Origin of the sequence: Iodobacter sp. CM08, assembly GCF_033446605.1 — a bacterium.
Lineage (GTDB): Bacteria > Pseudomonadota > Gammaproteobacteria > Burkholderiales > Chitinibacteraceae > Iodobacter.
Map to the genome: position 1 here is coordinate 1 of NZ_JAWQUO010000065.1, position 13,459 is coordinate 13,459.

A 13,459-nucleotide genomic window follows, 5' to 3' on the forward strand; every position below is an offset into this window, starting at 1 on the left:
CCTGTGTGAAAGTAGGTCATCGCCAGACACCCCTTACTGAGCGAATCAAAGATTCGCACGTTAAAGTAGTAAAGACGTAGTAAACAGAACCCCCGTACTCGAAAGAGGCGGGGGTTTTGCTTTGCGCGGGAGAAATATGTAGAAATGTGATGCAGAGCCGCTAAGCCGACCTAGGATTAAAATATTGTGTGTTCGAGTTGCTAATCCAAGCTATAAATTTCTAAATTACAGACCCTTACGTTTGTATTTCTAATTAGCGCTGTGAATGATCTTTAGTAGCGTACACTTCTTAAATAATACGCTACCTTGGCGTTAGGATGATGTATGAGCGCTGGAAAAGTAACGAAGAAAGCCAAAACTCAAGTTTTGGAATATAAGCCCAGCCTTGTTGTTCCGCTAGTTACTCCCCCTGCTGTTTTTTGCCGGGAGATTGATGCTTCTTTGGCTGCAGAACGTGCTTTACAAGCTAAAAAGCAGGTTCGTGATAAGGGCGCTGAGCTATTAGAGAACTTAAATGCAATGTCGCTGCAAGAAACACAGCAGCTGTTGCATGAACTACGCGTGCATCAAATTGAATTAGAAATGCAGAATGAAGAATTGCGCCGAACACAGATTGATTTAGATGCGGCACATAAACGGTACTTTGATCTTTATGATTTGGCACCTGTAGGCTACTGCACGATTAGTGCAGAGGGGAGAATCCTGCAAGCCAACCTCACGGCAGCCACGCTATTGGGGAGCAACCGCAGAGCCTTGGTGAATCGGCCATTTAGCCAATTTATTGCGAAAGCAGATCAAGATATTTTTTACTTTTTAGGTAAACAGCTGCTAGAAACGCGTGAAGCGCAGATTGGCGAGTTGCGTATGGTAAAAAGCAGTGGCTTGCAATTTTGGGCGCATTTGGTTGCTTCTGCTACGTCAGATCAAGAGGGGAGCCCTGATCTGCGTATCGTGCTCAGTGATATTACCGAACGTAAGCAGGCCGAAGAAGCTCAACTAAAAGAAGGAAGTTTGCAGAGAGCAATCTTTAATAGTGCTAATTTTTCGAGTATTGCTACTGATGCAAGGGGCGTGATTCAGATTTTTAATGTGGGCGCAGAATGTATGCTGGGCTATACCGCCGAAGAGGTGATGAACAAAATTACTCCTGCTGATATTTCTGATCCACAAGAAATGATTGAGCGGGCCAAGGCATTAAGTATTGAACTTGCTACGCCTATTTCTCCAGGCTTTGAGGCGTTGGTATTTAAGGCTTCCCGTGGGATTGAAGACATTTACGAGCTCACGTATATACGCAAAGATGGTAGCCGTTTCCCTGCGGCGGTATCGGTTACGGCCTTGCGGGATGTGAAGGAAATGATTATTGGCTATCTTTTGATAGGCACGGATAATACCGCCAGAAAATTAGTAGAGGCGGAGCGGGCGTTGTTGGATCAGGCCTTACAGCTTAAAAATACCGAATTAGAGCGCGCTACCGCCGTGGCTGAAAAAGCCAATTTAGCCAAATCAGATTTTCTCTCCAGCATGAGTCACGAATTACGTACGCCGCTTAATGCCATTCTTGGCTTTGCCCAACTTTTGGAGTCTGGCTCGCCCGAGCCAACCCCTTCCCAAACGCGCAGTATTGATCAAATATTGAAAGCAGGTTGGTATTTGCTGGAGCTAATTAACGAAATTCTTGATCTGGCCTTGATCGAGTCTGGCAAATTGTCGCTCTCAATGGAGCCCATTTTGCTGACCGATGTGATGCGTGAATGCGAAACGATGATCGAGCCGCAAGCCAAAGGCCGTGACATTAGCGTGGTTTTTCCATCTGCAAATTTGCCTTACTTTGTATATGCAGATCAGACAAGGCTTAAGCAAGTGTTGATTAATCTGCTTTCTAACGCAATTAAATACAATAAAGAAGGTGGCTCGGTGGCGGTTGAATGCACTTTAAGCTTGCCTAATTCTATTCGTATTAGTGTACGGGATACCGGTGCGGGGCTAACTCCTGAGCAGTTGTCACAGCTGTTTCAGTCGTTTAATCGTTTGGGGCAAGAAGCAAATGTAGAGGGGACGGGTATTGGTTTAATCGTGAGTAAGCGCTTGGTTGAGTTAATGGGCGGTGTAATTGGTGTGGAAAGTCATTTTGGTGAGGGGAGCACTTTCTGGCTTGAGTTAAATTTGGCTAGCGAACCGCTGCTGATTGCTCCGATGGCAGAGCCCACGATTGTTGTGCCGCCTTCTTTGCAGGGCGCGTCGTATACCATGCTTTATGTTGAGGATAATCCGGCGAATCTAATGTTGGTGGAAAGCTTGATTATGCGCAGGCCTGATATTCACTTGCTGAGTGCGCGAGATGGCAAGCGTGGTATTGAAATTGCTCGTACTTCTCTACCAGATATTATTCTGATGGATATTAATTTGCCAGGAATCAGCGGAGTCGATGCATTACAAATTTTAGCGCAAGATCCAAATACCAAGCATATCCCAGTGGTGGCGATCAGCGCCAATGCTGTGGTTCGTGATATTGAAAAAGGTTTAGCTGCGGGGTTTTTCCGCTATCTGACTAAACCTATTAAGGTCCAAGAATTTATGGATACTTTAGATTTCACACTGGCTTTTGTGAAAACTGAAGCGAATCGGATCAATAAAAAGGAAAAATCATCATGATCCATTATTCCGAGATCCTTAACGCCAGCATTCTGATTGTTGATGATCAAGAGAGTAACGTCAGCTTGTTTGAGCAATTATTGGGTGAAGCTGGCTATACCTGCGTTACTTCAACAATGGACCCGACCAAGGTCTGTGAGTTACATCGAAATAACCGTTATGACTTAATTTTGCTTGATTTGCAGATGCCCGTGATGGATGGTTTTCAAGTGATGGAATGCTTGAAAACCAATGTGGACGACGCTTATTTGCCGGTACTGGTGATTACTGCGCAGCCGGGTCATAAGCTGCGTGCTTTACAAACAGGTGCCAAAGATTTTATCAGCAAGCCTTTTGATTTGGTTGAAGTTAAAACACGAATCCATAACTTGCTGGAAGTACGGCTCTTATATAAAAAACTTGAGAGCTATAGCAAGGAGCTGGAGGCCTCGGTAGCAGAGCGAACCGCCGAATTACGCGAAAGTGAAGCACGGTATCGCAGCCTAACCGAGCTTGCCTCTGACTGGTATTGGGAGCAGGACGAGCAAATGAACTTTACCAAAGTATCTGGCCCTGTCTTAGAAATGCTGGGGATTCGAGTGGATGCTCTGGCTGGCGACGTAGAAGAGGTGATTGAAGAGGGCTGGAATGAAGATGAGCGCAAACAATTGCAGGCCACCATCAATGCGCGGCAGCCTTTTTTAGATTTTATTTTTAGTCGTACTCACCCCGATGGCTCGGCACAAAAATTTCAAGTGAGTGGGGAGCCCATGTTTGATCGCTCCTGCCGCTTTATTGGCTACCGAGGTATCGGTGTAGAGCTGACTTCTAAGTGAAAAAAACTTCTTTCGATGGTTCCCCATGCCTGTAATTCATAGCCCTCAACAAAACCACCTGCTTGCTGCCTTACCGGCTAGCGAGCTTGAACTTCTGGCTACGCACTTGGAGTTAGTCCCACTGCGTCTTGGTGACATGCTCTACGAGCCGGATGAGCAATTACGCTATGCTTATTTTCCAACTTCCTCGATTGTATCGCTGCATTATGTAATGGAGTCGGGCGCTTCAGCAGAAACAGCCGGCGTAGGGAATGAAGGCGTGGTGGGGGTGTCCTTATTTATGGGAGGGGATACCACGCCTAGCTCAGCTGTGGTGCAAACGGCGGGTTATGCTTATCGGCTACCGCGTCAGATTTTAAAAGAAGAATTTAATCGTGGGGCGGCTTTGCAGAGTTTATTGCTACGCTATACCCAAGCGCTACTTACACAAATGGCCCAAACCGCAGTGTGCAATCGGCATCATTCAGTAGAGCAGCAACTCTGCCGTTGGCTATTACTCACTTTAGATCGCCTCACTGGCAATGAGTTGATTATGACTCAGGAACTGGTGGCCAATATGCTGGGTGTGCGGCGCGTGGGCGTGACAGAGGCGGCTGGAAACTTGCAACGGGCGGGTTATATCAGCTATCGCCGTGGGCATATTGCGGTATTAGATCGCTTGGGGCTAGAGCAACACGCTTGTGAGTGCTATGCGGTTGTAAAAAAAGAATTAAGCCGGCTTTTATCCGAGGTGTCTTGCCATTAAAAATAGCGCTTAAATATTTGTCATAATGCTTGAATAGCTGCTTATATCAGCTTCATAGCACTGGCACGCTACCATTTGTAGGCCTTTTCGATCGAGTATGGTGATATCGCCACGGCTATAGCGAATCAGCTTGTGATTTTGCAAAGCGGAAGCCGCCGTGGTGATGCCTACACGGCGCACGCCCAGCATATAGGCTAGAAATTTTTGTGTAATATGAAAAGTATCTGAATGTGCCCGATCTTGCGTCATGAGTAGCCAGCGGGCCAATCGTGCTTCAATCACATGAAAACGAGCGCACGTTGAGGTTTGCGCTAGCTGCTTGATGATCACATAGAGGTAGCGTTGCAGAATATATTGCAGCGCTTTGCTTTGTTGAAGCTCTTCGCAAAACGCCTTGGCCGTCATGCGCAGCACTGCTCCTCTACCCTGCACTAAGGCATGCAGTGGTGAGGTCTTCACTCCTAGTGCTAGTGAGGCCCCGAGCATACCTTCATTACCGATTAACCCTACTTCTAATGTGGGGTATCCATCCATTGATGCTAATAAAGAAATAAAACTTTCTAGCGGAAAATAAACATACTGGATGCACGCGCCAGGCTCAGAAAGTACGTCAGAAAACTTCAGTTCAAGCGCTTCGCAGCGTGCTAAAAAGCGCTCTTGATCTTGGCTTGGTAATGCGGCTAGCAAACGATTGTTGCTAAGTGCATACAGGGTAGTTGGCATGAATCAATCTCTCCCTAATGCTTAAAAAATAGCAAGACAGAAGCCAGCAAGCATTCTGGCATTGTTATATTCAAGTAGAGCAAAATATGAGCTTTTTTTTGCTTCATATTTCCCCCGTTGATCCCCCGCTATTTTTATATATAGGGCAGCCTTGTTTGAAGCGTCGCCGTCTCTGGCCGTTCTTGAGAGATATATTGTGCAGAGAAATAACAGGATTGTCTGAGCGTTAACGAACAGAGTGGGTATTTACTCGGTGCTGGTGTCATAATTCTTGTAACAGCTTTCTAATCATGACAAATAATTGCGCTATGTGCGTCAGCGTACCGATCAAGTAAAAAAATCAGCTTATAACAGGGGCATGTGGGGAAAAACCCACTCACCGTTTAGAGAGGAACATCATGCCTACAAAATCAAAACAATGGCTCAAGCTCTTGGGCATTAGCGCTGTTGTACTTATGGCCGGTTGCAGCAGTATGAAAACACCTGCTACTGCCAATGTCGCCGTATCGGATGCTGCCGTTGAAAATGCAGCTGGTGCGGGCGGGGCTAAATATGCGCCAGTAGAAATGAATTTGGCGCGGGAAAAAATGCTGCAAGCACATAAGGCAATGGCCGCTAAGGATTATAAGCTCGCTGCCGAGCTAGCTAATCAGGCTGAATCGGATGCCAAACTAGCACAAAGCAAAGCAAATTCGGGCAAGGCAGAGGTGGCAGAGAAAGCATTGCAGGACGATATCCGTGTGATGCGTGAAGAATTAAGCCGCGCTAATAAATAGTCAGTTCATCTTGCCCTGTTGATTGTATTTTGCCGTGTGGATGTTTTGCATGGCTTTGAGGATTTTATTGTGAATAAAAAAACAGTTACGCCTATCTTGTTGGCGATTGCCGTGTTGATTGCTGCTTGTGGAACCGCGCCGACCAGTACAGGTTTATTAGATCAAACACGGATGGATTACGTGGCAATACAAAATGATCCGGCAGTATCAACTTATGCCTCTTTAGAAATGAAGCAGGCAGGGGATGCTTTAAATAAAGCCAATGAAGCAGTGACCAATAAAGGCAGCGAGAAAGAAATTGATAATCTAGCCTATGTGGCCAAGCAAAAAATTGCACTAACACAGGAAGTGGCCAAGCAAAAAGCCAGCGAGGCGGGAATTGTAAATAACGCTAAAACGCGCGATCAAGCTCGGCTAGAGCAGCGCACCAATGAAGCTGATCAGGCAAAAGTGGAAACGAAAAATGCTAAAGTGGAAGTGACAAATGCTAAAGCACAGACCGCACAGCTTGAGCAACAACTAGCAGACTTAAAAGCAAAAAAAACCGAGCGTGGGATGGTGATTACTTTAAGCGACGTGCTTTTTGGCACAGATCTATCGCGTTTGAATGAGGAGGGGATGCAAACGGCTAAAAAATTAGCTGATGTTTTACAGCAAAACCCAAATCGCACTGTTCTCGTGGAAGGTTTTACTGATAGCACTGGGGCCGCTAAGCACAATCAAGGCCTGTCTGAACGTCGCGCTACTGCGGTGCGCAATGCCTTGCAAGAATTAGGTATCGCAGATAGCCGTATTGCCATTCATGGCTATGGCGAGGCTCATCCTGTGGCCTCGAATAAAACAGTAGATAGCCGTCAACTCAACCGTCGCGTTGAAATTATTCTTTCTGATGATACTGGCCGAGTAACACCACGTTAAGCAGCGTCAGATCATATTTTTTCTGCTCCTTTTTTAAATCGAGAAAAATCATGAGTGATATTACAAATATCTATCCAGGTATTGATATTGAGGAAATAAGGGCTGCAGCTGAAAATATTGCTGATGGGGCGGTCACCGTAGGCTATCAGGGTAATCGCCAGCAAGTGGTGGCGATGCTGAATGCGGCTTTAGCCACAGAATTAGTCTGTGTTTTACGCTACAAGCGGCATTACTACACAGCGAGCGGTTTGCTCAATGGGCCAGTTAGGGCTGAGTTTTTGCTGCATGCACAAGAGGAGCAAGGCCATGCTGATTTGCTAGCTGCACGCATCGTGCAATTGAATGGCAAACCGGATTTTAATCCTAATACCCTCACGGCCCGTAGCCACGCTGAGTATGATGATTCAGACAATATTTTGGCCATGATTAAGGCCAATTTGATTTCTGAGCGGGTGACGATTGAATCTTATCGCCAGATGATCAAAGACATCGGCGACACCGATCCAACGACTCGACTCTTGCTTGCCAATATTATGGCGAAAGAGGAAGAGCACGCCGATGATATGCGGGATCTGCTCGCTGCCTGATTGGCCTTGTATCTGTTTAAGCCTAGTTATATTTTCAGGGCCTATATTTTACCTACATTAAGGAATTCATGATGTTTGGATCAAATTCAAAGCCGCTTAATAATGATGTAGCTAGCTTGGTTAAAGATGCAAAAGCCCTGCTGCAATCCGCTAAATTATTGACGGGAGATAAGGCAGATGAGGCGCTGAATCAGGGCATGTTGCGCCTTGATACTGTGCTTCTTATGGCGCGTGATATGCAAGAAAGTACCGTGGATGCTGGTAAGTCCATGGTGTGTTCGGCTGAGGAGTGCGTCAAAGCCAATCCATGGCGCTCGGTAGCACTTGCCGCAGGCACTGGGCTACTGCTAGGCGCTATATTGGGCCGTAGTAAGTAATATTTTTCATGCTGATACTCAGCGGTTGTTTATGCGTGGAAATAGGCTTGCTGGGCTTTTATCAAAACTGGAGCGAGTTGTTCTGGCTTGGATTAAATAACGTACGCATTGAGTAGAATTGTTTTTGGTTTTAATCCTTGCCATTTTACCGGCATGAATTGCGCTTGCGTACGGCACGATTTTGATCCTCTACCCGACTTGGGAGAGCTTGGGGTGGAAGATCTTGTGTATTTTGGTCCTGGTTTTTACAGCCAGCGCACTGAGCTTGTGTTATTACGCAAGCTTATGCTGCGTTTGTCTTTGCGTACTTCACCTCTAATGCGGGATACATTAAAGGTGAAACAAGATCGCTTCAGAGGCTTAGCACTTAACGGGAATAAGGCTGGAATCGTGCGCAAATGATGAACCTTACCTTACAAAGTTTGGGTAGCAACATTTGCAGTAAGAGTATCAAAGAAGGGGCTTGGCATACGCTGAGCCCCTTCTTTTTTGTGTATTAAGGGGAGGGGGCGCTCTATAAAAGTAATCGTAGAGAAGTAATTTTCTTTGTTCCTCGTTAATAGCGGCTAGCTAAAAGGCAATCGCTTTTAGTGTGGTGCTGGGGTTGGGCAAATCTTTGCAAGGCAGTAGGCGATCAAATTCTGCTTTAACGACGGCATAGCACTCGCAGGCCCTTTTTTCTAAGCCCTGACGATCTAGCACGGCAATACGGCCACGACTGTATTCGATTAATTTAGCTTTTTGTAAATTACCTGCAGCTTCTGTCACGCCTTCCCGACGCACCCCCAGCATATTGGCAATCAGCTCTTGGGTCATCACCAGCTTATTGGAGGGGAGGCGATCTAAGCTTAATAATAGCCAGCGGCAGAGTTGCTGATCTAATGAGTGATGGCGGTTGCAGACGGCAGTTTGTGCCATTTGAGTGAGCAGCGCTTGGGTGTAACGCAGCAATAAATGTTGCAAGGGGCCGGCTTGATCAAAGGCGGTTTTAATTTGTTTTTTGCCAAGCCGATAGGCAAAACCTGCACTCTGCACGACAGCACGGCTCGGTGTGCTATTGCCGCCCATAAAGAGCGATATTCCCACAAGGCCCTCGTTGCCGACGATGGCTATTTCGGCAGATGCGCCACTTTCTAAAACATAAAGTAAAGAAACGATGCTGTTGGTCGGGAAATAAACATGCTGCATTTGTGCGCCAGATTCATACAGCACATGGCCAAGTGGCAGGTGAACAAGCTCTAATAGCGGGGCTAAAGAGTAATAATGATCTGCCGGTAAAGCGGCAATAATAAGGTTTTGGCAAGGGAAATGAAGCTCTGTCATTTTAGTCTCCTGCTTGGCACCTGTTCAATAAAGACCTAGGTGCTGCAAAGTGAATGAAGTCCTTACCCTTAGTTATACCGAATTCTTTGCGAATGCTATGTCCTTTGCCGAACCTTGAGTGTCAGTTAACGATGGTAAAAATAAATGTTTTTATATGAATGATGTAAGTATTTGTGGTTGTTTATTGTTAGTTGTATTGTTGAGGCGTTTTAATGACAAGTTTAATTGGCTAGATTAAAACTTGGCGCTGTGAGCTATGAGGCGGTGTTGTTTGCAAGTACCTGAGTAAGTAGTTTGATTTGTTCTTGTTGCATAGCAACGAGCTCAGACCATTGTTGATCACGCAAGATATCAATTTTTTGATGCAAGGCGAGTACTTCTAGTTCTGATTTTAAATTCACTTCGTAATCATGCTCGGCGGCGGCACGATCTTTGGCGGCATGCCGGTTTTGCGACATCATAATCACGGGGGCTTGTAAGGCCGCCAGCATGGATAAAATTAGATTAAGGAAAACATAAGGGTAAGGATCAAAGGATTTATTGGCTAAAATCAGCGTGTTGAGGATGATCCACGCAAAAAGTATGGCCAGAAAAATAAGAATAAATGTCCATGAGCCGCCAAAAATAGCGATTTTATCGGCTAGCCGCTGGCCCAAAGTGAGCGTGTCATCAAATTTTTGATTGGTGTTATGGCTGATATGCAGGCGTTTTTTTAAACGCTCCAAAACTTTTTGCTCGCTTTCTCCTGCATTCTTGCAGGTTTTTAAAAACTGGCTGGCGAGTTGCTCGTTTGAGTTATCCATGATGTGGCATGTCCTGGCAATGGCCTGTGGATTGTGGGGGGAGACTTAAAAAGCGGCAAAGTGATATCTGGATAAATAAGCCTTGAATGCGGATGCCATTAAAGTAAAAAGGATCGCCAGCCCGTTGGGCCAGTGATCCTTTTATGGGTAATAAATGTAATTAAATACTGACTAGCCCCTTGGCTTCAACACGCTTTACACCCCGCACATTTTTCGCCAGCTCGATAGCTAAAGCGCGCTCTGCTCCGCTGGCTACTTTACCGCTTAGCGTCACCACGCCGTGTTGTGTGCTCACGGAGATATCAGTGCTCGGTACGTTGCGGGAATACAGAAACGTAGAGATCACTTTGGTGCTTACCCAGCTATCACTAATGCTTTGATCTGCATCTGACGCGGTACTTTTGACGCTATTTACAATATTGGTTTTTGCCCCATTGATCAGAATCTGGTTATCTACCGAAACCACGCCACGGGTGTTCAAGGCGAGGGTACTGGCGAGCGCTTTGGATTTTGCATTGTCTGCCGTACCCGCTAGCCGCACTTTGCCTGCATGGGTCTCTACCGTCGTGCTTAGCCCATCGGTGTTTTTGCTCCAAATAAGCTTTGATTTAATGGCTGCACTGATGTTTACATCATCAATTGTTTCGCCATAGCTACGGCTTGCACCTTCTTTAGCTGGGGCGTAATCCGCCTGAACCACAATCTGATTATCTACTTCTTTAATACCAGCAACACCTAGGGCGATTTGCTTCGCTAAGTCTTTATTAACCTCTTCATCTACTTTTCCACTCAGCACCGCTTTGCCGTTTTGCACAGATACTTTGAGATCACTGGCTCGCAGATAAGGGCTTAGGGCGTAGGTTGTCCAGATCTGGGTTTCTTGTTTGGCATCACTGATTTCTTGTGGAATGCTTGCCGCAGCAAGTGGTCCGCTAAATACAGTGAGGGCGGCGGCAAGGCTAGAGGCGATCAGTAGTTTGTGTGCGTGAGAGTGCATCTTGTTGCTCCATCAAAAAAGAGGGTAATGGAAATAGCGATCAAAAGTGGTATTGAGGTGCTTGAGCGCTTAAATGGGCTCAGTCATTTGTTTAAATAGGGCAAGTACTCAAGCATAAACAATGCGTGGGAAGCAAAAAACTGTCTGTACGCTACCGCTCTTAAGCCTCATTTTTTATTCAGTAGTCATTTTTTTTTCAGCGGCAGGCCTGAGGAGCTTTTGATGAGAGGTAAATGATGAATGAGTGGTAGCTTTATTTCATGGTTAGTAAGAAATTAAAAAGATTAAATGCAACTTATGTTCGCCAGCGCACTGACCAAGTTTATGTATCTGTTTAGTCTGGCTCTGTCATCCATAGCTTGTACCCCAAGAACAGCTTGGTGGCATCTATAGATGTTTATGTTTGGTCTTAATGAGACGGCATGTCGTTGACAAAGTGTGCACGATCAAAAGGGGCTGAAATGGCATCGAGCCATTTGCTTCCTAAACACAAAGGAGCTTGATATGAATTGGGATATCGTCGAAGGTAACTGGAAACAATTTAAGGGCAAAGTGAAAGAGCAATGGGGCGATTTAACGGATGATCATCTGGAGGTGATTGCTGGTAAGCGTGACAAGCTGGCAGGCAAAATCCAGGAAGCCTATGGCATCACAAAGGATGAAGCCGAGTTGCAAATTACTAAGTTTGAAAAACTAAATAAAGATGTTCCGCCTAAGCATCTTCCATAGTTTTGCTTAGCCCTTAGGCTTGCTTGGCGGATGAGTCGGCAGCAAGCCATTTATCTAGCAAGTGCCGGAGAACAAGATGTTGCTCTTTCACTTGATCACGCTTGGGCTGATTGCAGGTTTGATTATTAATAAGATGCTGAACACGATAAGCCAAGGGATAGTGCTGGATATCATATTTGGTTTACTTGGGGCTTTTATTGGCTGCTGGGTGTTCATATCCTTGGGTTATGAGGGGATAAGCGGGCTTAATCTATACAGCTTGTTTATTACTATAGCGGGGGCGGTTTCTTTGCTCGTTGCTTCTCGCGCGATTTTGGGAGCGCTCTTATTGTTACGGATTTCACGAGAGCTTGCTCGTCGCAGATTATAGGCAGTGTAAGTGCGTAGCCTTGGGCAAATAAAACCGGTATTTTGTTTTTTACACTATGCAATTTTATAAGCAACACCGCGTGTTTGATTGTAATGGTGAAATACCGCATTTGCTCTAAAACCAAATATTTTCGTATTTTTTATATCTTTCAGGATAATTGACCATGAAATACCTCGGCAAGTATTGTGCAGCATTTTTTGTAGTGACCGCTTTATTATCTGTGGCCGCTTGTTCATCTACTCCAACACAAGAAGGAACGGGGGAGTATCTGGATGATAGCGTTATTACCAGTAAAGTGAAGTCGACTATTTTTGGCGATCCTAAGTTGAAATCTCTGGAAATCAATGTAGAAACATTTAAAGGTTCTGTGCAATTGAGCGGTTTTGTTAGCTCACAGGCCGCTTCAGATCATGCAGTGCAGCTGGTTAAAACAGTGAAAGGCGTGAAGTCAGTTAAAAATGATATGCGAATTAAATAATTACGTCCTGAATGTTGTACTTTAGATTTTCATTCAAACAGCCTGTAAAGGCTAAGCCTGCCAGGCTGTTTGCAGATGAAAGGCGTGACGGTTTCTAGTATCTAGTGAGTTGCTGGCCATTATCATCCGCCAGCAGGGAATATCAGGCGATGGTGCTTGCAGCGGAAGGCTGGCGCGTTATTAGCTATGATCGGCGCGGTTTTAGTCGCTCGTATTAACCTTAGAATAGTTACGACTACAACACTTTATCGGATGATCTGGCCGCGTGGTGATTCAGCCAACGGGGCATTGATACCACGTTAGTGTGTTTTTCGATGAGAGGTGGTGAAGTTGCACGTTATATGCCTCGCCACCAAGGCAAGTCTGTAGTGAAAACGGCACTGATCTCTTTGGTAATGCTCTTTATGCTTAAAAGAACAGACCATCTCGATGGCACAATAAAGATATGCTGAGTCGAGATTTAATTAGCTTTATAAGGTAGTGGTGCTCGCAGTTTTATCGCACGCAGATGCGAAGCTCGCGGAGCCTCTGCGAGAAGTGTGTCAGCAGCCCCGTGCCGGATTAAATTAAAGTTTGAAGGGGAACATGATGAGTTTAGGAACTATATTATTAATCGTGCTGATCTTAATGCTAATCGGTGTCATCCCAAGCTGGCCGCATAGCAGATCATGGGGCTATGGGCCAAGTGGCGGCATAGGTTTCATTCTAATTATTATTATCGTTTTATTGCTTTTGGGGAGGTTGTAAAGAACGCATTAAGCGATTTTAATAATTACTCAATTACAAGAAGGCCGTCCAGTTCATTGCGACGGCTTTATTTTTTAGCTGTTTTCTGAGATTAATGTGGTATAGCTATTTACTCAAAGAGTAATGAATTTGCTTGGATAAAAAAATACAAAATAGCCCTTCATAAAATCAATAACTTAGGCGCTCCCCATGTTTTATCTCGTTTAGAGTGTTGACGGGGGACGGTGCTGCCGGTATAGTTCGCCCTCTCGCTGCAGCACACACAGCAACACGGTGATGTCACAGACGAGCTGATCTTTAACAAAATACAGTCGATGAGTGTGAGTGCTTGGTTCGGAAGCGAAACAAGTGCTTGCATTAGTATTGAGCATTCAGCGATGGATGCTCAGAATAAAGTAAGCCAGTAAGTACTAGCT

At 45.4% G+C, this 13,459-nt stretch carries 15 protein-coding genes; 11 read left to right on the forward strand and 4 right to left on the reverse strand.

Translation table 11 applies throughout. The features are described 5' to 3' along the window. The first annotated feature begins 324 nt into the window (after window positions 1-324). The 3 genes from R6242_RS21405 to R6242_RS21415 are packed head-to-tail and all read left to right on the forward strand — an operon-like array spanning window position 325 to window position 4,215. On the forward strand, window positions 325-2,655 hold the full coding sequence (locus R6242_RS21405; protein WP_318430785.1) for a PAS domain S-box protein: 2,331 nt from the start codon (window positions 325-327) through the stop codon (window positions 2,653-2,655). Beyond that, window positions 2,652-3,470: a response regulator gene (locus tag R6242_RS21410; RefSeq protein WP_318430788.1), complete on the forward strand. Its 819-nt coding sequence runs from the start codon at window positions 2,652-2,654 to the stop codon at window positions 3,468-3,470. The genes R6242_RS21405 and R6242_RS21410 overlap by 4 nt, the downstream gene beginning before the upstream one ends. Before the next feature lie 25 nt (window positions 3,471-3,495). Continuing rightward, window positions 3,496-4,215, forward strand: coding sequence for a Crp/Fnr family transcriptional regulator (locus tag R6242_RS21415; protein WP_318430790.1), 720 nt, complete (start codon window positions 3,496-3,498; stop codon window positions 4,213-4,215). A gap of 9 nt (window positions 4,216-4,224) precedes the next feature. Here R6242_RS21415 and R6242_RS21420 read toward each other — a convergent pair whose 3' ends face one another. Next, a complete protein-coding gene (locus tag R6242_RS21420) occupies window positions 4,225-4,938 on the reverse strand; it encodes a Crp/Fnr family transcriptional regulator (protein ID WP_318430792.1) in 714 nt (237 codons plus the stop codon). Window positions 4,939-5,336: 398 nt separating this feature from the next. On the opposite strand from R6242_RS21420, the gene R6242_RS21425 reads away from it, so the two are divergent. The 4 genes from R6242_RS21425 (at window position 5,337) to R6242_RS21440 (ending at window position 7,596) form a co-directional block, all read left to right on the forward strand. Then, window positions 5,337-5,714: a DUF4398 domain-containing protein gene (locus R6242_RS21425; protein ID WP_318430795.1), complete on the forward strand. Its 378-nt coding sequence runs from the start codon at window positions 5,337-5,339 to the stop codon at window positions 5,712-5,714. Between the two features lie 69 nt (window positions 5,715-5,783). Further along, complete coding sequence (locus tag R6242_RS21430; RefSeq protein ID WP_318430797.1) at window positions 5,784-6,632, forward strand: OmpA family protein; 849 nt, start codon at window positions 5,784-5,786, stop codon at window positions 6,630-6,632. A 50-nt stretch (window positions 6,633-6,682) separates the two neighbouring features. After that, the gene (locus tag R6242_RS21435) at window positions 6,683-7,219 is read left to right on the forward strand and encodes a ferritin-like domain-containing protein (RefSeq protein ID WP_318430799.1); all 537 of its coding nucleotides are present in this window, start codon (window positions 6,683-6,685) and stop codon (window positions 7,217-7,219) included. 68 nt (window positions 7,220-7,287) lie between these two features. Further along, entirely contained in the window at window positions 7,288-7,596 is a 309-nt protein-coding gene (locus tag R6242_RS21440; protein ID WP_318430801.1) for a glycine zipper domain-containing protein, read from the forward strand. Window positions 7,597-8,166: 570 nt separating this feature from the next. Here the strand turns inward: R6242_RS21440 and R6242_RS21445 are convergent. The 3 genes from R6242_RS21445 to R6242_RS21455 all read right to left on the reverse strand — a co-directional run bounded on the left by R6242_RS21445 (window position 8,167) and on the right by R6242_RS21455 (window position 10,719). Next, window positions 8,167-8,919, reverse strand: a complete 753-nt coding sequence (locus tag R6242_RS21445) for a Crp/Fnr family transcriptional regulator (protein ID WP_318430803.1) — start codon at window positions 8,917-8,919, stop codon at window positions 8,167-8,169. Window positions 8,920-9,173: 254 nt separating this feature from the next. Next, entirely contained in the window at window positions 9,174-9,722 is a 549-nt protein-coding gene (locus R6242_RS21450) for a DUF1003 domain-containing protein (RefSeq protein ID WP_318430805.1), read from the reverse strand. 160 nt (window positions 9,723-9,882) lie between these two features. Beyond that, complete coding sequence (locus R6242_RS21455) at window positions 9,883-10,719, reverse strand: BON domain-containing protein (RefSeq protein WP_318430807.1); 837 nt, start codon at window positions 10,717-10,719, stop codon at window positions 9,883-9,885. A gap of 504 nt (window positions 10,720-11,223) precedes the next feature. Here R6242_RS21455 and R6242_RS21460 point away from each other — a divergent pair. The 4 genes from R6242_RS21460 to R6242_RS21475 all read left to right on the forward strand — a co-directional run bounded on the left by R6242_RS21460 (window position 11,224) and on the right by R6242_RS21475 (window position 13,043). Next, window positions 11,224-11,448 (forward strand): CsbD family protein, encoded by a 225-nt coding sequence (locus R6242_RS21460; RefSeq protein WP_318430809.1) that lies wholly within the window; start codon window positions 11,224-11,226, stop codon window positions 11,446-11,448. A gap of 76 nt (window positions 11,449-11,524) precedes the next feature. Beyond that, the gene (locus tag R6242_RS21465) at window positions 11,525-11,818 is read left to right on the forward strand and encodes a GlsB/YeaQ/YmgE family stress response membrane protein (protein WP_318430811.1); all 294 of its coding nucleotides are present in this window, start codon (window positions 11,525-11,527) and stop codon (window positions 11,816-11,818) included. A 163-nt stretch (window positions 11,819-11,981) separates the two neighbouring features. Beyond that, on the forward strand, window positions 11,982-12,296 hold the full coding sequence (locus R6242_RS21470) for a BON domain-containing protein (protein ID WP_318430813.1): 315 nt from the start codon (window positions 11,982-11,984) through the stop codon (window positions 12,294-12,296). Between the two features lie 588 nt (window positions 12,297-12,884). Beyond that, window positions 12,885-13,043 (forward strand): DUF3309 family protein, encoded by a 159-nt coding sequence (locus R6242_RS21475; RefSeq protein ID WP_318430815.1) that lies wholly within the window; start codon window positions 12,885-12,887, stop codon window positions 13,041-13,043. Window positions 13,044-13,459: the final 416 nt, after the last annotated feature.